Source organism: Sphingomonas sp. SP6, assembly GCF_058313435.1.
This window is the reverse complement of the sequence record NZ_JBZFLG010000001.1, coordinates 322,256-341,220: the sequence shown is the minus strand read 5'-3', so window position 1 is coordinate 341,220 and position 18,965 is coordinate 322,256. Positions and strand designations below refer to the sequence as shown.

Below are 18,965 nucleotides of genomic sequence, written 5' to 3'. Positions count from 1 at the left end.
CCGGTTCCTAATCCATGTTGTCTTGCGTTCGCGCGCACCATCGCCACCTTGGCGCCATGTCGGAGCCTCACACCCGCCGCGCCGTGCTCGGCGCCCTTGCCATCACCCCACTCGCCTTCGCGTGCCGCGCCGCTCCCGCGGCGCCGGCGGAGCGTTTCGCGGTGACCAAGACCGACGCGCAGTGGCGCGCGCAGCTCGGCCCGGCCGCCTATGAGGTGCTTCGCCATGCCGACACCGAACCGCCCGGGTCGAGCCCGCTCAACGCGGAGCACCGGACGGGGACGTTCGCCTGCAAGGGCTGCGCGCAGCCGCTGTTCAGTTCGAGGACGAAGTTCGACAGCGGCACCGGCTGGCCGAGCTTCTGGGCGCCGCTGCCGCATGCGGTCGGCACGACGACCGACCGCTCGCTGATGATGTCGCGGACCGAGGTCCACTGCGCGCGGTGCGGCGGGCATCTCGGCCATGTCTTCGACGATGGGCCGAAACCGACCGGCAAGCGCTATTGCATGAACGGCGTGGCGATGACCTTCCGCCCCGCCTGACGCCCTAGTTCCGCAGCGCGACGCCCCACATCGGCAGCGGCGTCGCAGAGGCGAGGATCGTCCGCGCGGGGGCCTCGTCGGTCGCGTCGAAGCGCCGGGGAGCGGGGGCGCGGCCCGAGTAGATGAAGCCGTTGGTCGGATAGGCCGAGGTGCCGAGCCCGCCCTGCGGCGCGTACCAGACCTTGACCTCGCTCCAATCCCCGGCGGCCGACACGTCGACCGCGCGAACGTTGCGCTCCACCCCGCCGCGATGCGACCAATTGGCGTGGGTCAGCAGGACCTCCCGGTCGCTGACCACTGCGCTGACCATCGCGACATGGCCGACGCGCATCCGCCGAGTCGACTTGAAGGAGAGCACCGCCCCGACCGCAGGCCGGTCGCCGCGATCGTAGCGGCCCGCGGCCTGCCCCCACCAGGTGTTCGCATTGCCGCGGATCTGGATGCCCGAGATCTCTCGGGCGTAGGGTGCACACTGCCAGAACTGGGCTGTGGCGGGCGTCGCCGTCATCAGGACACACGCGGACACCAGCGCAAAACGCGCTGCCAACTTACTGATTTTCAACTGCGACCCCCCGGTCTTCGGTGGTGTTGAGGGTCGGCTAAAGGGAGTCGCTTAGATCGACAACAGCCGCGGGAACCATATCCGACGAAGTGTGTTTCGACGCCGATGAACGCCCGTTCAGGCGCTAGCCCTGGGGGTCCGCGATCGGTTGCACCCCTGCCAGATGCGCCAGCCGCGCCTCATGCTCGCGTCGGCCAAACGGGAATCGGGTGTAACAGAACGCCGCGGCGGCGGTGAACCCGACATAGACGCAGATGTAGATCAGCGTCAGCCGGTCGATCGTCGCCATCGGCACCTGTCCCGGCACCGCCTTCTCCGGAAAGCCCGCGACGTCCAGGATGATCCCGGTGACGAAGATGCCGAGCCCGGAGGTGCACTTCTGGACGAAGAACCCGCCGGCGTAGAACGTCCCCTCCGATCGCCGTCCGGTCTTGCTCTGCGAGTCCTCCGCCACATCGGCCATCATCGACGAGCCGAGGATGTAGCTCGTCACCGAGCAGGTGGTGCTCAGCACCGCGAACAGATAGACGGCCGGCAGCATCCACGGGCTCCCGACCGGCGGGAACAGCCCGAGCAGCCGCAGCGTGTAGGGCGTGGTCGAGACGATCCCCGCGGCCAGGATCGCGATGGTGGCCGCGACCGGCTTGCTCGCGCGCTTGCCGATCACCTGCGCCATGACGAAGGCGATGCCGACCCCGGCGAACAGCGCCAGCGCCATGTAGAGGAAGGCGTAGCCCTTGAATTGCCAGACGTAGCTGTAGAGATAGTTCGAGATCGCATAGGACACGCCTTGCGAGGTGTAGGCGCACACCCCCGCCAGCATCAGCACCGCGAAAGCGCGGTTCCGCAGCGTCTCGACCAGTTCGCGGAAGCTCCCGCCGAGCGATTGACGCGCGACCGGCACCTTGGGAAGATGCTTGATCTCGTGGTGGGTGCCGAATGCCGACACCAGGATCGCAATGCCCATGAACGCCGCCCCGGCGAACGCGAAGCCGGTGTAGCCGGCCCGATTGAGCAGCCCATTGGGATGGCCGGCGGTGGGCGCGAGGAAATAGAGATAGGCGGCCACCAGCATCGCCAGCCCGCCCGCCCAGCCGAACAGATAGCGATACGCCATGATCCGCGTCCGCTCGTCATAGTCGCCCGACAGTTCCGGGGTCAGCGCCTGGCTCGGCACCTCATAGGCCGACACCGCGCTGCGCACGAGCACCGCGATCGCGAAGAGGTAGAGGAGCGTCATCGGCTCGGAGAGCGAGGGCGGGTTCCACAGCGCGATCCAGCCGAGCATGATCGGGACCGCGGCGGCGTACATCCAGGGATGCCGACGGCCCCACCGGCTCCGCGTCCGGTCGGACAGGAAGCCCACCGTGGGATCGATGAAGGCGTCGACCACCAGCGCGACCATGATGACCAGCCCGACGGTCGAGGCCGGCACGCCGATCACCTGATTGTAGAACAGCAGCAGGAACGTGCCGAATCCGGAGTCCTTCACTCCGTAGGCCGCCGCCCCGAACCCGTAGCTCGCCATGGTTCCGCCGGTCAGGCGGCGCTTGGCGGGGGCGGCGACCGCGGCGACGCTCACTGAAAGGCTTCCAGCGCCGCGAAGAGCGAAGGCTCGGTGGGATCCCAGCTGGCACGGGTGCCGATCGTCAGTCCGCCGTCGACCAGGATCGAGGTGCCGGTGACGAATGCGGCGTCGTCGCTCGCGAGATAGGCGACCGCCGCGGCGATATCCTCGGGCCGCCCGGCGCGCGCGACCGGCTGTGCCTTGGCCGCCATGCCGAAGATCGCCTGGTCCGCCATCGCGCGCTTGTCGTCGGTCAGGTCGAAGTCGCGGGTGAAGATCGCGGTGGTGATGAAGCCTGGGACGACCGCGTTCACCCGGATCTTGTCCTTGGCGAGATTCGCCGCCGCCAGCGTGGTCAGGTGGAGCACCGCCGCCTTGGCCGTCGAATAGGCGATCGGCGCATAGCCGCTGCCCAGCGCCGACACGCTCGAGGTGTTGACGATCGCCCCACCGCCGCGCTTCGCCATCAGCGGCGCGGCGTAGCGGATGCCGAGCGCGACCGAGCGGAGCAGCAGCGCCTGCGTCCGGTCCCAGCCGTCGGGCGCGATCTCGTCGATCCCCTCGCGCGCGCCGGGCGCGCCGGCATTGTTGAACAGCACGTCGAGCCCGCCCGCCGCATCGGCCGCGGTCACCAGCGCCTCGATGTCGGTCGCCTGGGTGACGTCGCAGCGGCGGAAGCTGATCCGCCCGTTCGACGTCTCGGCCAGCTCGCGCCCGCCCGCCTCGTCGATGTCGCCGATGAGGACCTCCGCGCCCTCTTCCGCCAGCCGCAGCGCGGTGGCGCGACCGATGCCCGAGGCGCCGCCGGTGACGACCGCGCGCTTGCCCGTGAACCGCATGCTCTCTCCTACGCTCTCGTTTTCGGCAGCATAGTATGGGCAAGCGCCCGGTCAATCGCGGCGGCTTCGAAGACACGGTTTGTCGCCTTGCCGATCGGGCGAGCGGAGGCTAGCCCGCGCTCGACTTAGGAGAGACCCGATGGACACCAGCACCCTGTTCCGCCTCGATGGCCGCGTCGCGCTCGTGACCGGCGGCAGCCGCGGCATCGGCAAGATGATCGCCGCCGGCTTCGTCGCGCAGGGCGCGAAGGTCTATGTCTCCAGCCGCAAGGCCCCCGCCTGCGAGGAGACCGCCGCCGAGCTCGGCCCCAACTGCCTCCCCCTTCCCGCCGACGTCGCGACCGTCGAGGGCGCCCGCGCGCTCGCGGCGGCCTTGGCCGAGCGCGAGCCGAAGCTCGACATCCTCGTCAACAACGCCGGCGCCGCCTGGGGCGCGCCGTTCGAGGAGTTTCCGGAAAGCGGTTGGGACAAGGTGATGGACCTGAACGTCAAGTCGCCGTTCTTCCTTACCCAGGCGCTCCACGGGCTGCTCAAGGCTGCGGCGTCGGCGGAACGCCCCGCCAAGGTCATCAACATCACCTCGATCGACGGCCAGCGTCTCAACGCCTGGGACACCTACAGCTATCACGCCTCCAAGTCGGCGCTGATCTATCTGACCAAGCGGATGGCGGCGCGGCTGATCCGCGACGGCATCAACGTCACCTCGATCGCCCCCGGAGCGTTCGCGAGTGATATGAACCGCGCCGCCCGCGACCACGCCGACGAGGTGGCGCAAGGCATTCCAGCGCGCCGCATCGGCATCGACGAGGACATGGCGGGCGCCGCGATCTACCTCGCGAGCCGGGCTGGCGACTATGTGGTGGGCGACACGATCACGGTCGACGGCGGGCTGGTCCATGCCTCGCTTGGGACCAGCATCGACGCTTGACCCCGTGTCCCCGCGCAAGCGGGGACCGAGCGTCACAGGCCATTCGCTTGCAACGTCTTGGCCCTGGCTGCCGACGGGGGGCTTAGGAAAGCGTCGCCTCCAGCGACACCTCGGCGTTGAGCAGCTTCGACACGGGGCACCCCGCTTTCGCCTCGGCGGCGATCCGCTGGAACTCGGCCTCGTCGATCCCGGGCACGGTCGCCGTCAGCGTCAGCGCCGACTTCGAGATTTTGAAACCCTCACCCTCCTTGTCGAGCGTGACCTTCGCCGAGGTGTCGAGCGTCCCGTCCTGATGCCCCGCCTTCGCCAGCGCGAACGACAGCGCCATGGTGAAGCAGGCGGCGTGGGCGGCGGCGATCAGCTCCTCCGGATTGGTCCCCGGCTCGTTCTCGAAACGGGTGTTGAACCCGTAGGGCTGATCCTTCAGCACGCCCGACTGAGTCGAGACATGACCCTTGCCGGTGCGGCCGAGGCCCTCGTAGCGAGCGGTGGCGGTGCGATCGATCATGCGCGTGGTCCTCGACGGGAATTCTCCCGCCCAACCCGGCGCGTCGGTCGGCGGTTCCGCTCGGGACCGTTTCCGCACGCCGGCGCGTTGATCGCGACCAGGAGACGCACGCATGACCGACCAGGACCGCACTGATCCGACCAAGCCCAATCTGTCGACCGAGCATCAGAAGCCCGGCGACGCCAAGAAGCCGAGCGACACGCTCGACCGCGATCAGCCGCAACGCGAGGACGACGGCGGCCGCAAGAGCAGCCTGACCTAAGCGAACCGCGCCTTCGGGACATGGGTGATCCGGCAGGCGAGGTCCGCTTCCCCGGACGCGACCACCCAGTGCTCGCCGCCGTCGGCGATCCCGGTCGTGAAGACGACATTGTCCAAGTACATCAGGTCGCGGAGCGGCTCAGTCAGCGCCGGATTCGGCTCGAGCAGCGGCGCATGGTCGGTCCGCACCGTCTGCGACGGGTCGACGCGGTCCAGCAGCGACCAATAGGTCCGATAGATGCCGACCACGCCCGACGGCTCGACGCCGTGCCACAGCGTCAACCAGCCGTCTTCGGTCAGCACCGGCGGCGATCCGCCCCCCATCCGCGCCGTCGCGACGGTCGCCGCGTGCGGGCGGATGCCGGCGGTGTCATACGGCTTCCAATGGAGCGCGTCGGGCGAGGTCGCGAGATTGATCGACGGCCCGGCCCGCCACTCGCTGCCTGGCGGATAGGCGAAGTAGAGGTCGCCGAGCGGCCGCGTCTGCGCCCAGAACTTGCCGCCGATCAGCCCTTCGAAGACCAGCATGTCCTTGTTCTGGTGATCGAGCACGATCCCCTCCAGCCGCCAGTCGAGCGCGTCGTCGCTGGTGTAGAGGACGGTCGAATGCCGCTCGGGGCTGACCGAGCAGGCGGTCATCAGATAGCGGTCGCCCACGCGCGAGATGCGCGGGTCCTCGACGCCGTAGCATTGGTAGGAGGTCCGCGGCGCGACCGCGCGGTCGTAGTGGACGGCGACGACGCGCCGGCCGTCGGCGTCCAGCTCCACCGGCAGCAGCCACGACAGCGAGGTCAGCGCCAGGACCTTCCACCCGCCGCCGCGCATCTGGATCTGGCGCGGATCGGCGGTGTCCACCAGCGCGAGTGGCCATGGGTCCAGCCGATAGTCGCCGTCGTCCCAGCGGACGGACCGGACGTGCCCGTCGCGAATTGGATGGCGCAGCGCCTCGGCGACGCGAACCAACAGCATCAGATTGCCGTTCGCCAGCCGCGTCATCCCCGGATTGAACGCGCCGAGAACGTAGGTCTCCTCGCCGATCTTGCCCGCGATCGGCGAGCGGGAGAGATCGACATCGTGCGGAGTGAAGACGAGGTGGTCGAGGGGAAAGGTCATCCGTCGCTCCGTGCCTCGTCTTGGCCCACGAAGCGACTCATGCGAGCGCAGGTTCCGTCTGCACTCGCACCAGCCACTGCGCGATCGGCTGCGCCAGCGCCGGTTCGGCGAGCGTCGGCGCGTGTCCCACCCCCGGCGCGGTCGCCAGGTCGGCGTCGCCGAGCGCCTCCACCATCCGCTCGGCGGTCGCCGCCGACAGCACGTCCGACCGCTCGCCCCGCACCACCAGCACGGGGACCTGCGCAAGCCCGGCGAGCGCCTTCCACATGTCCGGCCCGGCCTCGTTACCGGGGACCCGGAACGGTTCGGCGATCTTCATGTCGTAGTCGAGCACGATCCGCCCCGCGCTGTTGAGCCGATACAGCCGCTTCGCCATCGCCAGCCAATCCTCCAGCTCGTAATCCGGGTAGATCACGGCGTTCGCCTCCTGGACGGCACGCGCGGCGTGGACCCAGGTCGGCCAGGCGTTCTGTCTCCCGACATAGCCCCTGATCCGCGCCAGCCCGGCCGGCTCGATGTTCGGCCCGACATCGTTCAGCAGCGCGCCCGCCACCACGCCGTGCCGCATCGCCGAAAGCAGCATCGTCACGATCCCGCCGAGCGAGGTGCCGACGGCGACGAAGCGCGCGATCGCCAGCTCGCGCAGCATCGCCTCCACGTCCTGGACGTAGGTGAGCGGCACATAGGTCATCGGATCGCGCGCATAGGCGCTCTCGCCCCGCCCGCGGAAATCGACCGCGATGACTCGCCACTCGCCGCCGTGCCGAAGCGCGAAGTCGTGGAAGTCGCGAGCGTTCCGCGTCAGCCCGGGAAGGCAGACGATCGGCGGCCTGGCGTCGTCGCGTCCCGCATAGTCGCGCGCGTGGAGCCGCAGCCCGTCGGCCGACCACCAGTAGCGATCCACATAGTCGGCCACGGTTGCACCTCTCGCCTCGCAACCCCCATATCCGCCCATGCCCCTCGACCCGCAAGCCTGGCGCCCGGAGCGCGCGCTCCTGTCGCTCGGCGACACCTTCTTCGATGCGGTGGAAGCCGCCGACTTCCCGGAGTCCCGTCCGCGGTTCCGTAACGACCGCGCCGCTGCCGAGGTCGGGCTCGCGGGCCTGAGCGACGACGAGTGGGTCGGCGCCTTCGGCCGGTTCGAGCCGCTGCCGGGGACTCTGCCGCAGCCGCTCGCACTCCGCTACCACGGGCACCAGTTTCGCGTGTACAATCCCGAGATCGGTGACGGCCGCGGCTTCACCTTCGCCCAGCTGCGCGATCATCGCGACCGACTGATGGACCTCGGCACCAAGGGATCGGGTCGCACGCCATGGAGTCGCTTCGGCGACGGCCGCCTGACGCTCAAGGGCGGCGTGCGCGAAGTGCTCGCGACCGAGATGCTCGAGGCGCTGAACGTCCCCACCTCGCGCAGCTTCAGCCTGATCGAGACCGGCGAGGCGCTGGAACGCGGCGACGAGCCCTCGCCCACCCGCTCGGCGGTGCTCGTCCGGCTCAGCCATTCGCACGTCCGCATCGGCACCTTCCAGCGCCTCGCCTACGAGCGCGACCAGGCGGGAATGCGCGCGCTGGTGGGCTATGTCCTGCGCGAACTCTATGACGAGACCGGAGACGACCCGGTCCGCCTGCTCGATCTCGTCGTCGGGCGCACGGCCGCCCTCGCCGCCCGCTACATGGCGGCGGGGTTCGTCCACGGCGTCCTCAACACCGACAACATCAACGTCACGGGCGAGAGCTTCGATTACGGTCCCTGGCGGTTCACGCCGACCTGGGACCCCGCCTTCACCGCCGCCTATTTCGATCACGCCGGCCTCTACGCCTTCGGCCGCCAGCCCGAGGCGATCCATTGGGACGCGATGCAGCTCGCCGTCTCGCTCCGCACCCTGGTCGAAGCCGAGCCGCTGATCGCGGTGCTGGAGACCTTCGCGACGCGCTATGGTGAGGCGATCACCGACGCGGTGCTGTGGCGGCTCGGCCGCAAGCCGCGCTCGGCATCCGAGGACACGGCGCTGGTGCAGGCCCTGGAACGTACGCTGGTGGCGACCGGCGCTTCGATCGATCGGACCTTCTTCGACGCCTTCGCGCAGGATCTGCCCGAGACCTACGGCGAGGAGTGGGCCGACGTTCGCGCTGCCCTCGCGCCCTATCGGCATCGCGGCGACCGGACGCACGCCTTCTGGTCGGGCGAGCCCTGCTCGATGCTCATCGACGAGGTCGAGGCGATCTGGTCCGCCATCGCGGAGCGTGACGACTGGCGTCCGTTCGAGGACAAGGTGGCGAGGGTCAGGACCTTGGGTCTGGCGCTGGCCTGAGGCGCTCGCTCCCTCATGCCAGGCCTGCGCGCGGGAGGACGGAGCGCGGCGCCCCGGACCAACGCTTGTCCTACCGCCTGCATTGCTTCTAGGACCACCGCGCATGACGGACCTCGTTTCCTTCGAGCCCGCGACCGGGACCGAGCTCTGGCGCGGCGCGGTCGGCGACGCCGACTTCGAGGTCGCGGCCGCCCGCGCGAGCTGGGCCGCCTGGGCCGCGCGCCCGGTCACCTATCGGATCGAGACGCTGCGCCGCTATGCCAACGTCGTCCGCCAGCGCGCCGACGCCTTCAGCGAGCTGATCGCGCGCGAGACCGGCAAGCCGTTGTGGGAAGCGCGGACCGAGGTCGACAGCGTCGTCGCCAAGGTCGAGATCTCGGTCGTTGCCTTTTCGGAGCGGACCGGACGACGTCAGCTCGACGCTCCGATGGGAAGCCGGATGGCGCTTCGCCACAAGCCTCACGGGGTGCTCGCGGTGCTGGGACCGTACAACTTCCCGGCGCATCTTCCCAACGGCCACATCGTCCCCGCGCTGATCGCCGGCAACGCGATCGTCTTCAAGCCCTCGGAAAAGACCCCGGCGACGGGCGCGTTCCTGATCGACTGCCTGCGCGCAGCGGGGGTGCCCGAAGGCTGCGCGCGGCTGCTGATCGGCGGCCCCGCCGAGGGCCGCGCGCTGGCCGGACATGACGGGATCGACGGGCTGCTCTTCACCGGCTCGGCGCGCACCGGCATCGCGCTCAACCGCGCGTTCGCCGACAAGCCCGAGAAGATCCTCGCGCTCGAGATGGGTGGCAACAATCCGATCGTCGTCTGGGACACGCCCGATCTCTACGCCGCCGCGATCGTCGTCATCCAGTCCGCCTTTGCGACGGCCGGTCAGCGCTGCACCGCGGCGCGGCGGCTGATCGTCGACGAGGCGCTCTACCAGCCGCTGCTCGCCGAGCTGAACGGGCTGCTCGATCGCCTGATCGTCGGCGCGCCGCACGACAGTCCGGCGCCCTTCATGGGCCCGGTGATCGACAACGAGGTCGCCGACCAGCTGACCGAAAGCTTCCTCGCACTCACCATGCGCGGCGGTCGCCCGGTCCGCTATCTCGAGCGCCCCGACGACGCCCGCCCCTTCCTGCTGCCCGGCGTGATCGACATGACGGAGGCGTCCGAGCGGCCCGACATGGAGCTGTTCGGCCCGATCCTCCAGGTGATCCGCGCGAAGGATTTCGACGCCGCGATCGCCGAGGCGAACAACACGCGCTACGGTCTCTCCGCCTCGCTGATCTCGCACACCCCCGAACTCTACGATCGTTTCTGGGCGAATGCGCGCGCCGGGATCGTCAACTGGAACAAGCCGACCAACGGCGCCTCGTCCGCCGCGCCCTTCGGCGGGATCGGATGGTCGGGCAACCACCGGCCCAGCGCCTATTACGCCGCCGATTACTGCGCCTATCCGGTCGTCTCGAACGAGGCCGATTCCGCCCGCGCCTCGATCGGCATTGGGTTGCGGGACAGCTGATGGCGGGCGGTCTGATCGCCTTGCTCGACGATATCGCCGGGTTGGCGAAGCTTGCCGCGGCGTCGCTCGACGACGTCGCCGGCGCGGCCGCGAAGGCCGGGACGAAGGCCGCGGGCGTGGTGGTCGACGATACCGCGGTCACGCCTCGCTACGTCACCGGGCTCTCCCCGGCACGCGAACTGCCGATCATCGGCAAGATCGCGCTCGGCTCGCTGCGCAACAAGCTCCTGTTCCTGCTCCCGGCGGCGATGCTGCTCAGTGCGTTCGCGCCCTGGCTGGTGACGCCGCTCCTGATGCTCGGCGGCGCCTACCTCTGCTTCGAGGGCGCGGAGAAGGTGATCGAAGCGCTGACCGGCCACGGCCACGCCGAGGAGGCCGTGGCAGACCCCGACCCCAAGGCGCTGGAGGATCGTCAGGTGTCGGGCGCGATCCGCACCGACTTCATCCTCTCCGCCGAGATCATGGCGATCGCACTCGGCGAGGTCGCGCAGGAGACCCTGGTCACTCAGGCGGTCACGCTGGCGCTCGTCGCGGTGGCGATCACCGCGGGTGTGTACGGCGCGGTGGCGATCATCGTGAAGGCGGACGACGTCGGCCTTCACCTGGCGAAGCGCGGCGGCGCGCTTGCGGGGATCGGACGCGCACTGGTCGACGGCGTGCCGGTGGTGCTGCGCGCACTGTCGGTGATCGGCACGGCGGCGATGATCTGGGTCGGCGGCGGCATCCTCCTCCACGGCGTCGAAGTCCTCGGCTGGCCTGCGCCGGCGGAGTGGCTACACCACGTTGCGGCGGAGGCGGGCCATGCCGTGCCCGGCGTCGGGGGTCTGGTGGAATGGGCGGCCTATGCCTTCGGGTCGGGCGTCGTCGGATTGGCGGTCGGCGCGGTGATCGCCGGCGTGATCCACCTCATCCCGAAGAGGCACTGAGCCGGCAAACCTGTCCTTACCGTCCGCATAGCATCGCTGCGTTGCCGCGTCCGCGCCGCCGTCCCATCTCGCAGTTCATGGCCAGTCTCCTCGATCCCGACGCGCGTGGCCGCGTCATCCTCGTCGGCGCCGGACCGGGCGATCCGGGCCTGCTCACCGTCCGCGCGGTCGAGGCGCTCCGCGTCGCCGATGTCGTCGTCCACGACGGCCTGATCGACCCCCGCGTCCTCGATCTCGCGCCCGCTACGGCCCAGCGGATCTCGGTCGCGAAGCAGCGCGCGCGCCACACGCTGCCGCAAGAGGCGATCAACGCGCTGATCGTCGCGCATGTGAAGGCGGGCAGCGTCGTCATCCGGCTGAAAGGCGGCGATCCGTTCATCTTCGGCCGCGGCGGGGAGGAGGTGGAGGCGGTCCGCGCCGCGGGCCTCACGGTCGAGGTCATCCCCGGTGTCTCGGCGGCGCTCGGCTGCGCGGCGGAGGCGATGCTCCCCCTGACACACCGCGACCATGCGTCCGCGGTCAGCTTCGTCGCCGGCCAGTGCAAGGGGCTGTCCGAGCAGGATTGGTCGGGCCTCGCCGGGGTCGGCCGCACGCTCGTCATCTACATGGGCGTCGCCACCGCGGCCGACATCGCCGACAAGTTGATCGCCGACGGCGTCGCCCCCGACATGCCCGTCGCGGTGCTGGAAAAGGGCACGCTCGCCGGTCACCGCGCCCTCCGCACGCTGCTGGCGGACCTCGGCGACATGGTGCGGCGCGAGCGCGTGCAGAGCCCGGCGATCATCGTGGTCGGCGAAGTCGTCGATCTCTCCGATGCCGAGGACAAGTTGGTGCGGTTCATGAGGATTGCGGAGGCAAGCGTTTGAAACTGCTGACCGGAAACGACCTGCCGAGTGGCGATGTCGTCTGGTGGACCGGCCACGGCTGGTCGCGCCACATCGAGGACGCGACCGACGTCGGCGACATGGGCGAATCGATCGCCAAGGCCGAAGAGGGCGCGCGCCGCGTCAACGTCCCCTACGTGATCGACGGCACGGTGACCCCGGAAGGCCCCCGCCCCGCCCACATCAAGGACCGCATCCGCGCGCTCGGCCCCACGGTGCGCTCCGACCTGACGCTGAAGCCAGCCGATCCGTCGGCCGGAAACTGGGTGATCTGAATGTACAAATACGATCAGTACGACCAGGCGATCGTCGATGCCCGCGTCGACGAGTTCCGCGACCAGGTCCGTCGTCGGCTCGCCGGGCAGCTGACCGAGGACCAGTTCAAGCCGCTCCGGCTGATGAACGGCCTCTATCTCCAACTCCACGCCTACATGCTGCGCGTGGCCGTTCCTTACGGCACGCTCGACAGCCGCCAGATGCGGATGCTCGGTCACATCGCGCGCAAGTACGATCGCGGCTACGGCCATTTCACCACCCGCCAGAACATTCAGTACAATTGGATCAAGCTGGAGGAAGCGCCTGATATCCTTGCCGATCTCGCCACGGTCGAGATGCATGCGATCCAGACCAGCGGCAACTGCATCCGCAACATCTCGTCCGACCAGTACGCCGGCGCCGCCGCCGACGAAGTCGCCGATCCGCGGCCCTGGGCCGAGCTGCTGCGCCAGTGGTCGACCTTCCACCCCGAGTTCAGCTATCTCCCCCGCAAGTTCAAGATCGCGGTGATCGCGTCGTCCGAGGATCGCGCCGCGATGCGCCTCCACGACATCGGCATCGAGCTGACGAAGCGGGACGGCGCGCTCGGCGGGCGCATCTTCGTCGGCGGCGGCATGGGCCGCACGCCGATGATCGCGCCGGAGATCAGGGACTTCGTCACCGCCGACGACCTCTTGAGCTACGTCGAGGCGTGCCTGCGCGTCTACAATCGCTACGGCCGGCGCGACAATATCTACAAGGCGCGGATCAAGATCCTCGTCCATGAGATCGGCGCGGACGAGTACCGCCGCCAGGTCGAGGAGGAGTTCGCCCACGTCAAGGCGCTCGGCATCGACCCGCCCGCCGCCGAGCTCGAGCGCATCACCGCCATGTTCGCGCCGCCCGCCTTTCTTCCGTTCGTGCCGAGCGAAGTCGAGGCACACGCCGCAGACGGCGGCCATGGTGCCTCGACTTCGCCCGGCACGAACGGAGTGGAAGACCCCGACTTCGCGGTATGGCTCGACCAGAACGTGAAACCGCACCAGCGGCCCGGCTACGCCATCGTCAACATCAGCCTGAAGCCGGTCGGCGGCATCCCCGGCGACGCCTCGGCCGACCAGATCGACGTGATGGCGGACCTCGCCGAGCGCTACAGCTTCGACGAGCTGCGCGTCACTCACGCGCAGAACATCGTTCTGCCGCACGTCCGCCAGGCGGACCTGTACGCAGTCTGGCAGGCGCTCGACGCCGCGGGACTGGGCGCGGCGAACCTCGATCTGATCAGCGACATCATCGCCTGCCCCGGCCTCGATTATTGTTCGCTCGCCAACGCGCGCTCGATCCCGGTCGCGCAGAAGATCGCGACCCGCTTCGCCTCGCCCGAGCGTCAGCGCGATCTCGGTGAGCTCAAGCTCAAGATCAGCGGCTGCATCAACGCCTGCGGCCACCATCACGCCGGCCACATCGGCATCCTCGGCGTCGACAAGAAGGGAACCGAGAATTACCAGTTGCTTCTCGGCGGGTCCGGGGCAGAGGACGTGAGCCTCGGCAAGATCACCGGTCCCGGCTTCGATGAAGACGGCATCGTCGACGCCGTCGAACGTGTGACCGACAAGTATCTGGAAGTCCGTGACGACGGGGAGCGGTTCCTCGACACTTATCGCCGGGTCGGCTTCGCCCCGTTCAAGGAGGCGATCTATGGCTGATCTCGCCGGAAACACCGACGCCCTCCTGCGCTTCCGCGAGGACGACGCGCACGACGAGCCCGCGGTCACGCTCGACGCCTTCTTGGCCGGACAGACCAACGCCGGCGCGGTGCGGATCGAGGCGGGCGACGACGCGCGCGCGTTGCTCCCGCATCTCGGCCAGCTCGCGCTGGTCGAGGTGAGCTTCCCCACCTTCCGCGACGGCCGCGGCTATTCCGCGGCCCGCGTCCTGCGCGAGGGTGGCTACACCGGCGAACTGCGCGCGGCCGGAGACGTGCTGGTCGATCAGGTGCCCCTCATGCGCCGCTGCGGCTTCGACAGCTTCGCGCCCGAGGCGCCGATCGACGCAGAGGTCCTCCAGCGCAGCCTCGATCGCTACGCCCTCCACTATCAGCCGGCGGCCGATGCCGTCGTGCCGGTGTGGAAGCTCCGGCATGGCTGAACCGCTGCGCAAGCTCGACCTCATCGACGTGGCTCCCGCCTTCACGGCAGCGGACGCCGCGGCGTATGAGTCGCGCTTCGCAGGCCTGCCTGCGGCGGAGATGCTGCGCGTGCTGCTGACCGGGGAGCTTGCGGGGCGCGTCGCCAACGTCTCCTCGTTCGGGGCGGAATCGGCGGTGCTGCTCCACATGGTCGCACAGATCGACCGCGACGTGCCGGTCATCTTCACCAATACGCAGAAGATGTTCGGCGAAACGCTTGAATACCGCGATGAACTCGCCGAGAAACTCGGGCTGACCGATCTGCGCGTCTATCGTCCCGACCCGCGGCTGCTCGCGGCCAAGGACGCGACGGGCCTGCGCTGGTCCTACGATCCCGACGGCTGCTGCGAGATCCGCAAGGTGGAGCCGCTGCGCCGGGCGCTGACGCCTTTCGACGCCTGGATCAGCGGGCGCAAGGGCTTTCAGGCGAACACCCGGCGAGCGCTGCCGCTGTTCGAGGTCGACGAGGGTCGGCTCAAGATCAACCCGCTCGCCGACTGGGACAGAGCGCGGATCGACGCCTATTTCGAAGAGCACGATCTGCCGCGCCACCCGTTGGTCGCCGACGGCTATCTTTCGATTGGCTGCAAGCCCTGCACCTCTAAGGTCCTGCCCGGCGAAGACCCGCGCGCCGGCCGCTGGCGCGGCTGGGAGAAGGTGGAGTGCGGCATCCATGTGCCCGGCCAGCCGGGTGAGGACCCGATTTTCTAGGCGCAGATCGGCCTGCGGCGAGTCGGCTCAGGACTCGACCAAGCTCGGCGGGCGTCGCGCAGCGGCGAGCGACGCGGCTTTGGCGAGGCGAGCCGAACATGCGCGCTTTAGGCCAGCGTCGTCGCCATCACCCACCACCCCGGCTGCGCCGCGCCGATCGCATCCGCCGCGGCATCCCGCGCTGCCGCCCCGTCGAACAGCGCGAAGCACGTCGCACCAGACCCACTCATCCGCGCCAAGGTCACCTCCGGCTGCGCGGCCAGCATCTCCAGCACCGTCCCGATCTCGGGCGCCAGCGCGCGCGCGGGTGGCTCCAGATCGTTCCGCCCACCCCGCCAGTCCGCCGGATCGAGCGGCCCACGATCGACACCGTCCCACCCGCGGAACACCCGCGCGGTCGACACCGCGACGCGCGGATTGACGAGCAGCACCGGCACGTCGCCGAGCGGCGGCAGTTCGCGCAGCTCGTCGCCCTTCCCCGTGCCGAAACACGTCCGTCCGAGCAGGCACGCCGGCACGTCCGCTCCCAACGCGCGCGCGATCTCGACCAGCCCGCCCGCGTCCTCGATCCGGTGGAGGTGCGCAAGCGCCCGCAACGTCGCCGCCGCATCCGCCGAACCGCCGCCGAGCCCGGAGGCGACCGGCAGCTGCTTGTCGAGCGCGATCGCATGGGCAGCGCCGGGCGCGAACCGCTCGGCGAACGCCCGCGCGGCGCGGAGCACGAGGTTGTCGCCTTCCCCGGCGAGCGCCGGCGCGAACGGACCCGTCACCGCGAACGCATCCTCGTCCGCCAGCTCGACCTCGACCGCGTCGCCCGCGCGGGCGAACGCGAACACCGTCTCCAGATCGTGATAGCCGTCGGCGCGCCGACGGCGGAAGTGAAGCGCGAGGTTGAACTTCGCCGGCGCGGATTCGCGGATCGCCATGGCGCCTTCGTCGGGATCGGGGCTGGAAACGCCGGGGTGGCGCGAGTGACGGGGCTCGAACCCGCGACCTCCGGCGTGACAGGTCGCTGCTGCTGGCCCTTGTGGATCGCCCTGTCCCATCTAACACACTGCACTCACGAATATTCCTCAAAGCCGCAGCCCCGCATGTCGCTTTACGCCACCGCTCAGTTCCGCTATCGTGATTGTCCCGTGCTTATCCAGGAAGGTAGATGGCGACAGGACGCATCACGAAGCGAGCAGTCGATGCCCTTACCACTCCTCCTCCGGGGAGCAAGGCCCGCGCGTACCTCTGGGATGAGGAAGTGAAAGGCTTTGGATTGATGGTCACGAATCTTGGCGCCCGCTCGTACGTGTTTCAATATCGTATCGGCGGCCGGACGGGGGCAACACGCCGCGTCACGATCGGTCGGCATGGTTCGCCCTGGACGCCAGAAAGCGCGAGGAAGAGGGCGTTAGAGCTTGCAGAGCAGGTGCGGCGTCAGATCGACCCATTCGCGGCAGAGAAAGAACAGATCAAAGCTCATCGCGACCGCCAGCTTGAGGCCGAGAGGGCGGAGGCGGCGGCGGCGAAGCTCGCGTTCTCAACGATCTCTGACCGCTTTATCGAGAAATACGCGAAAATTGAGCAGCCGAAATCGTGGAAAGACACAGAAAGTATCTTCAGGCGGGATCTTAACCCTTTCTTTGCTGACAAAGTGCTTACGTCGATTCTTCCGACGGATATAGTCGAGCTTCTCGAGAAGGTGCAAGCCCGGGGCGACAGCGCTGCCATCAAGGCGTACAAGGCCTTACGCGTTATGTTTGGCTGGGCGGTTGAGAAGCACATCCTGACGACTTCTCCCATGCAGCACATGAAGCCCCCCGCAAGGATTGATTCTCGGGAGCGGAGCCTAACCGATGCCGAGTTGCGGCTGCTATGGCGCGCCTCCGACGAAATCGGCTGGCCGTTTGGGCCTGCGGTCAAGCTATTGATTCTCACTGGCCAGCGACGGGATGAGGTAGGCGAACTCTGCTGGCCGGAAGTCGATCTAGCTAAGGAGCAGTGGCTGCTGCCGGCAAAGCGATCAAAGAATGGCGAACCCAATCTTGTGCCACTTGCCCCCGCAGCACTTGAGATCTTTCGATCTCTTCCCCGGCTGGGAGTGTTCAGTGATTTCGTCTTCACAACCACCGGGAAGACGCCGATCTCTGGGTTTTCCAAGGTAAAGACCCGTTTAGATGGTATCATGCTTCGACTTATTCACAAGGACGCCGAGGCTGCGGGCTTTGATCAAGCGCATATCGAAACCCTGACACTGAAGCCGTGGAGATTTCATGATTTAAGGCGAACGCTGGCGAGTGGTTGTCAACGCCTTGGTGTTCCACTTGCAGTTTCCGAGGCGATTCTCAATCATACGTCGGGAACGCGAGCTGGCATCGCCGGTGTTTATCACGTATATCGCTATGAAGCCGAGAAGCGTTCTGCGTTGATTTCTTGGTCTGAGCACGTAATGAATATTGTTTCTTATGTCGAGTAGTAGATCACCCTTTGAGCCTACCTATGCCCAGACGCTTAAAGCATCTCGGGAAGAGGCTCGTTCCGAACCGCTATTGTCAAGTTTTTGGCGCGACAGGACGAAATGGCCGCACGGAGGCCAGGAGGAAATATTCCTCTGTGAGGCCGTGGATCGTGTTGGCATGGCAATGTTTTCGGATTCATGGACCGGAGAAGAATATCGATCATATAGCAAAACGTACAAGTTCCCGGAATTCTCCGAGACATGGGATAGCTTTTATTGCAGATTTCAGGAATACAATCGCAACAAAAAGGAATTTATGTATCAGCGGGACGTTCTAAAGCCTCAATATGATGCTGCGGTTTCGAAGTGGAATGATTTTCGACTAAGTAATGATGCAGCCCTTGACCGACTGAATTCGTCAATCTTTTGGACCTTGACGCAGGCTCTCCGGGGCTCTTTTCCTACATTCTTGAGATTGGTCGACAATTCCATGTCTATAGCTAAGTATCAGCCGATAGAATGCTCGTTCTGGGATGTAATAAACCCATTTGAGAATCGATTTCGCGACGGTTTTGTTCGCTTTTCTTGCGATAGTAGCCATAAAGGTACACGTGACTCAGATGACGTTGATGAGATGTTTATCTTTTTTGGTAGAAGACAATTTGGTGACGTCATCAAATCCTTTAGCGCGCATATCGATCTTCCAGTGCCTGCCGATACTTACCTATCCCCTTATATGAGACTCGCTTTGGCGGTCCTTGAACGTGAAAAGATAACCGAGGATGAACCTGGAAATAAGCTGGCTATTGTGAAGAGCTTCTACGAACTAGCCCCGTTTCATGGCGTCGACCCAACTAGTAGAGAGACCCTTTTTCAGCATTTGGCAACGGCCCTCCGCCCGGTCGAGGCGCAGGCAGGGAGGGCGCGGAGGAAGGGCTAAGCCCTAGACCCAAGCGCCCGCCAGTGGGGCGAACGTAGGGGCGGAGGGTATAGCGGATCGCTTGTTTCGGCACTTGCACATAGTTGAGACGCCGTCATGGGCCATCGGAGCTCGTGATGCGCCACCGGGCGCCACCCCGGGCAAGGTAAGGCAATGAAACTTTCTGCAACCGCGAGCCGCGTCGACAGCTCGCCGGCCTATGTGCGAACCGCTGTCGCGGCCGAGTACCTCGGGATTGGAAGGTCCACGTTGGAGCGGAAGCGCGTCGAAGGTGGAGGCCCGATCTTCCGCATTCTTGGCTCGAAGATCGTCGTCTATGCGATCGAGGACCTCGACGCGTGGGCGTCCTCGCAGGTCCTCTCCAGCACCTCTGAACGGCAGGCGGCATAGCAAATGCGTCCCCACTATCGCTACGCGCCGACCAAGCCTTCGATCTCCAACCAAAAGCCGCAAGGCGACGGAGGTAGGCC

The 18,965-nt window shown here is 67.3% G+C and carries 21 protein-coding genes; 14 read left to right on the top strand and 7 right to left on the bottom strand.

Features of this window, described 5'->3' with window-relative positions:
* Positions 1–56: 56 nt before the first annotated feature.
* A complete protein-coding gene (msrB, locus tag AC4GYY_RS01605) occupies positions 57–542 on the top strand; it encodes a peptide-methionine (R)-S-oxide reductase MsrB (protein WP_491118177.1) in 486 nt (161 codons plus the stop codon).
* A 4-nt stretch (positions 543–546) separates the two neighbouring features.
* Here msrB and AC4GYY_RS01600 read toward each other — a convergent pair whose 3' ends face one another.
* The 3 genes from AC4GYY_RS01600 to AC4GYY_RS01590 all read right to left on the bottom strand — a co-directional run bounded on the left by AC4GYY_RS01600 (position 547) and on the right by AC4GYY_RS01590 (position 3,510).
* On the bottom strand, positions 547–1,050 hold the full coding sequence (locus AC4GYY_RS01600) for a CHAP domain-containing protein (RefSeq protein WP_491118175.1): 504 nt from the start codon (positions 1,048–1,050) through the stop codon (positions 547–549).
* A 178-nt stretch (positions 1,051–1,228) separates the two neighbouring features.
* Positions 1,229–2,686 (bottom strand): MFS transporter, encoded by a 1,458-nt coding sequence (locus AC4GYY_RS01595; RefSeq protein ID WP_491118173.1) that lies wholly within the window; start codon positions 2,684–2,686, stop codon positions 1,229–1,231.
* Positions 2,683–3,510 carry an SDR family NAD(P)-dependent oxidoreductase gene (locus AC4GYY_RS01590; protein WP_491118171.1) on the bottom strand — a complete coding sequence of 276 codons (828 nt, stop codon included), beginning with the start codon at positions 3,508–3,510 and terminating at the stop codon, positions 2,683–2,685. The genes AC4GYY_RS01595 and AC4GYY_RS01590 overlap by 4 nt, the downstream gene beginning before the upstream one ends.
* A gap of 139 nt (positions 3,511–3,649) precedes the next feature.
* Here AC4GYY_RS01590 and AC4GYY_RS01585 point away from each other — a divergent pair, with 139 nt between their 5' ends.
* A complete protein-coding gene (locus AC4GYY_RS01585) occupies positions 3,650–4,438 on the top strand; it encodes an SDR family oxidoreductase (RefSeq protein ID WP_491118169.1) in 789 nt (262 codons plus the stop codon).
* 82 nt (positions 4,439–4,520) lie between these two features.
* On the opposite strand, the gene AC4GYY_RS01580 is transcribed toward AC4GYY_RS01585, so the two are convergent.
* Positions 4,521–4,946, bottom strand: a complete 426-nt coding sequence (locus AC4GYY_RS01580; RefSeq protein WP_491118167.1) for an OsmC family protein — start codon at positions 4,944–4,946, stop codon at positions 4,521–4,523.
* 112 nt (positions 4,947–5,058) lie between these two features.
* Between AC4GYY_RS01580 and AC4GYY_RS01575 the strand changes: the two genes are divergently transcribed.
* Positions 5,059–5,208, top strand: a complete 150-nt coding sequence (locus AC4GYY_RS01575; RefSeq protein WP_491118165.1) for a hypothetical protein — start codon at positions 5,059–5,061, stop codon at positions 5,206–5,208.
* Here the strand turns inward: AC4GYY_RS01575 and AC4GYY_RS01570 are convergent.
* Positions 5,205–6,320, bottom strand: a complete 1,116-nt coding sequence (locus tag AC4GYY_RS01570; protein WP_491118163.1) for a glycoside hydrolase family 130 protein — start codon at positions 6,318–6,320, stop codon at positions 5,205–5,207. The two genes, AC4GYY_RS01575 and AC4GYY_RS01570, sit on opposite strands and share 4 nt — an antisense overlap.
* A gap of 37 nt (positions 6,321–6,357) precedes the next feature.
* A complete protein-coding gene (locus tag AC4GYY_RS01565) occupies positions 6,358–7,236 on the bottom strand; it encodes an alpha/beta fold hydrolase (RefSeq protein WP_491118161.1) in 879 nt (292 codons plus the stop codon).
* 37 nt (positions 7,237–7,273) lie between these two features.
* Here AC4GYY_RS01565 and AC4GYY_RS01560 point away from each other — a divergent pair, with 37 nt between their 5' ends.
* The 8 genes from AC4GYY_RS01560 (at position 7,274) to AC4GYY_RS01525 (ending at position 15,109) form a co-directional block, all read left to right on the top strand.
* Positions 7,274–8,632 (top strand): protein adenylyltransferase SelO family protein, encoded by a 1,359-nt coding sequence (locus AC4GYY_RS01560; RefSeq protein ID WP_491118159.1) that lies wholly within the window; start codon positions 7,274–7,276, stop codon positions 8,630–8,632.
* 103 nt (positions 8,633–8,735) lie between these two features.
* Positions 8,736–10,145, top strand: a complete 1,410-nt coding sequence (astD, locus tag AC4GYY_RS01555; protein ID WP_491118157.1) for a succinylglutamate-semialdehyde dehydrogenase — start codon at positions 8,736–8,738, stop codon at positions 10,143–10,145.
* Positions 10,145–11,071, top strand: coding sequence for a DUF808 domain-containing protein (locus tag AC4GYY_RS01550; RefSeq protein ID WP_491118155.1), 927 nt, complete (start codon positions 10,145–10,147; stop codon positions 11,069–11,071). The genes astD and AC4GYY_RS01550 overlap by 1 nt, the downstream gene beginning before the upstream one ends.
* A 77-nt stretch (positions 11,072–11,148) precedes the next feature.
* A complete protein-coding gene (gene cobA / locus AC4GYY_RS01545; RefSeq protein ID WP_491118153.1) occupies positions 11,149–11,937 on the top strand; it encodes a uroporphyrinogen-III C-methyltransferase in 789 nt (262 codons plus the stop codon).
* Positions 11,934–12,230 (top strand): DUF2849 domain-containing protein, encoded by a 297-nt coding sequence (locus AC4GYY_RS01540; RefSeq protein WP_491118151.1) that lies wholly within the window; start codon positions 11,934–11,936, stop codon positions 12,228–12,230. Before cobA ends, AC4GYY_RS01540 begins: the two co-directional genes overlap by 4 nt.
* On the top strand, positions 12,231–13,916 hold the full coding sequence (locus tag AC4GYY_RS01535) for a nitrite/sulfite reductase (protein WP_491118149.1): 1,686 nt from the start codon (positions 12,231–12,233) through the stop codon (positions 13,914–13,916).
* Positions 13,909–14,358, top strand: a complete 450-nt coding sequence (locus AC4GYY_RS01530) for a DUF934 domain-containing protein (RefSeq protein WP_491118147.1) — start codon at positions 13,909–13,911, stop codon at positions 14,356–14,358. The genes AC4GYY_RS01535 and AC4GYY_RS01530 overlap by 8 nt, the downstream gene beginning before the upstream one ends.
* Positions 14,351–15,109 carry a phosphoadenylyl-sulfate reductase gene (locus AC4GYY_RS01525; RefSeq protein WP_491118145.1) on the top strand — a complete coding sequence of 253 codons (759 nt, stop codon included), beginning with the start codon at positions 14,351–14,353 and terminating at the stop codon, positions 15,107–15,109. The genes AC4GYY_RS01530 and AC4GYY_RS01525 overlap by 8 nt, the downstream gene beginning before the upstream one ends.
* Before the next feature lie 107 nt (positions 15,110–15,216).
* On the opposite strand, the gene AC4GYY_RS01520 is transcribed toward AC4GYY_RS01525, so the two are convergent.
* Positions 15,217–16,035 carry a 4-(cytidine 5'-diphospho)-2-C-methyl-D-erythritol kinase gene (locus AC4GYY_RS01520; RefSeq protein WP_491118143.1) on the bottom strand — a complete coding sequence of 273 codons (819 nt, stop codon included), beginning with the start codon at positions 16,033–16,035 and terminating at the stop codon, positions 15,217–15,219.
* A 230-nt stretch (positions 16,036–16,265) separates the two neighbouring features.
* Between AC4GYY_RS01520 and AC4GYY_RS01515 the strand changes: the two genes are divergently transcribed.
* The 3 genes from AC4GYY_RS01515 (at position 16,266) to AC4GYY_RS01505 (ending at position 18,885) form a co-directional block, all read left to right on the top strand.
* Positions 16,266–17,573, top strand: a complete 1,308-nt coding sequence (locus AC4GYY_RS01515) for a tyrosine-type recombinase/integrase (protein WP_491118140.1) — start codon at positions 16,266–16,268, stop codon at positions 17,571–17,573.
* A gap of 160 nt (positions 17,574–17,733) precedes the next feature.
* Positions 17,734–18,495, top strand: a complete 762-nt coding sequence (locus tag AC4GYY_RS01510) for a hypothetical protein (RefSeq protein ID WP_491118138.1) — start codon at positions 17,734–17,736, stop codon at positions 18,493–18,495.
* Between the two features lie 153 nt (positions 18,496–18,648).
* Positions 18,649–18,885 carry a helix-turn-helix transcriptional regulator gene (locus tag AC4GYY_RS01505; RefSeq protein WP_491118136.1) on the top strand — a complete coding sequence of 79 codons (237 nt, stop codon included), beginning with the start codon at positions 18,649–18,651 and terminating at the stop codon, positions 18,883–18,885.
* Positions 18,886–18,965: the final 80 nt, after the last annotated feature.

Coding starts and splice junctions, on each gene's coding strand:
- AC4GYY_RS01550 (WP_491118155.1), top strand. CDS start 10,145: ATGGCGGGCGGTCTGATCGCCTTGCTCGACGATATCGCCGGGTTGGCG.
- AC4GYY_RS01505 (WP_491118136.1), top strand. CDS start 18,649: ATGAAACTTTCTGCAACCGCGAGCCGCGTCGACAGCTCGCCGGCCTAT.
- AC4GYY_RS01570 (WP_491118163.1), bottom strand. CDS start 6,320: ATGACCTTTCCCCTCGACCACCTCGTCTTCACTCCGCACGATGTCGAT.
- AC4GYY_RS01530 (WP_491118147.1), top strand. CDS start 13,909: ATGGCTGATCTCGCCGGAAACACCGACGCCCTCCTGCGCTTCCGCGAG.
- AC4GYY_RS01520 (WP_491118143.1), bottom strand. CDS start 16,035: ATGGCGATCCGCGAATCCGCGCCGGCGAAGTTCAACCTCGCGCTTCAC.
- astD (WP_491118157.1), top strand. CDS start 8,736: ATGACGGACCTCGTTTCCTTCGAGCCCGCGACCGGGACCGAGCTCTGG.
- AC4GYY_RS01590 (WP_491118171.1), bottom strand. CDS start 3,510: ATGCGGTTCACGGGCAAGCGCGCGGTCGTCACCGGCGGCGCCTCGGGC.
- AC4GYY_RS01575 (WP_491118165.1), top strand. CDS start 5,059: ATGACCGACCAGGACCGCACTGATCCGACCAAGCCCAATCTGTCGACC.
- AC4GYY_RS01560 (WP_491118159.1), top strand. CDS start 7,274: ATGCCCCTCGACCCGCAAGCCTGGCGCCCGGAGCGCGCGCTCCTGTCG.
- AC4GYY_RS01510 (WP_491118138.1), top strand. CDS start 17,734: ATGGCAATGTTTTCGGATTCATGGACCGGAGAAGAATATCGATCATAT.
- AC4GYY_RS01585 (WP_491118169.1), top strand. CDS start 3,650: ATGGACACCAGCACCCTGTTCCGCCTCGATGGCCGCGTCGCGCTCGTG.
- AC4GYY_RS01515 (WP_491118140.1), top strand. CDS start 16,266: ATGGCGACAGGACGCATCACGAAGCGAGCAGTCGATGCCCTTACCACT.
- AC4GYY_RS01525 (WP_491118145.1), top strand. CDS start 14,351: ATGGCTGAACCGCTGCGCAAGCTCGACCTCATCGACGTGGCTCCCGCC.
- msrB (WP_491118177.1), top strand. CDS start 57: ATGTCGGAGCCTCACACCCGCCGCGCCGTGCTCGGCGCCCTTGCCATC.
- AC4GYY_RS01535 (WP_491118149.1), top strand. CDS start 12,231: ATGTACAAATACGATCAGTACGACCAGGCGATCGTCGATGCCCGCGTC.
- AC4GYY_RS01600 (WP_491118175.1), bottom strand. CDS start 1,050: ATGACGGCGACGCCCGCCACAGCCCAGTTCTGGCAGTGTGCACCCTAC.
- cobA (WP_491118153.1), top strand. CDS start 11,149: ATGGCCAGTCTCCTCGATCCCGACGCGCGTGGCCGCGTCATCCTCGTC.
- AC4GYY_RS01580 (WP_491118167.1), bottom strand. CDS start 4,946: ATGATCGATCGCACCGCCACCGCTCGCTACGAGGGCCTCGGCCGCACC.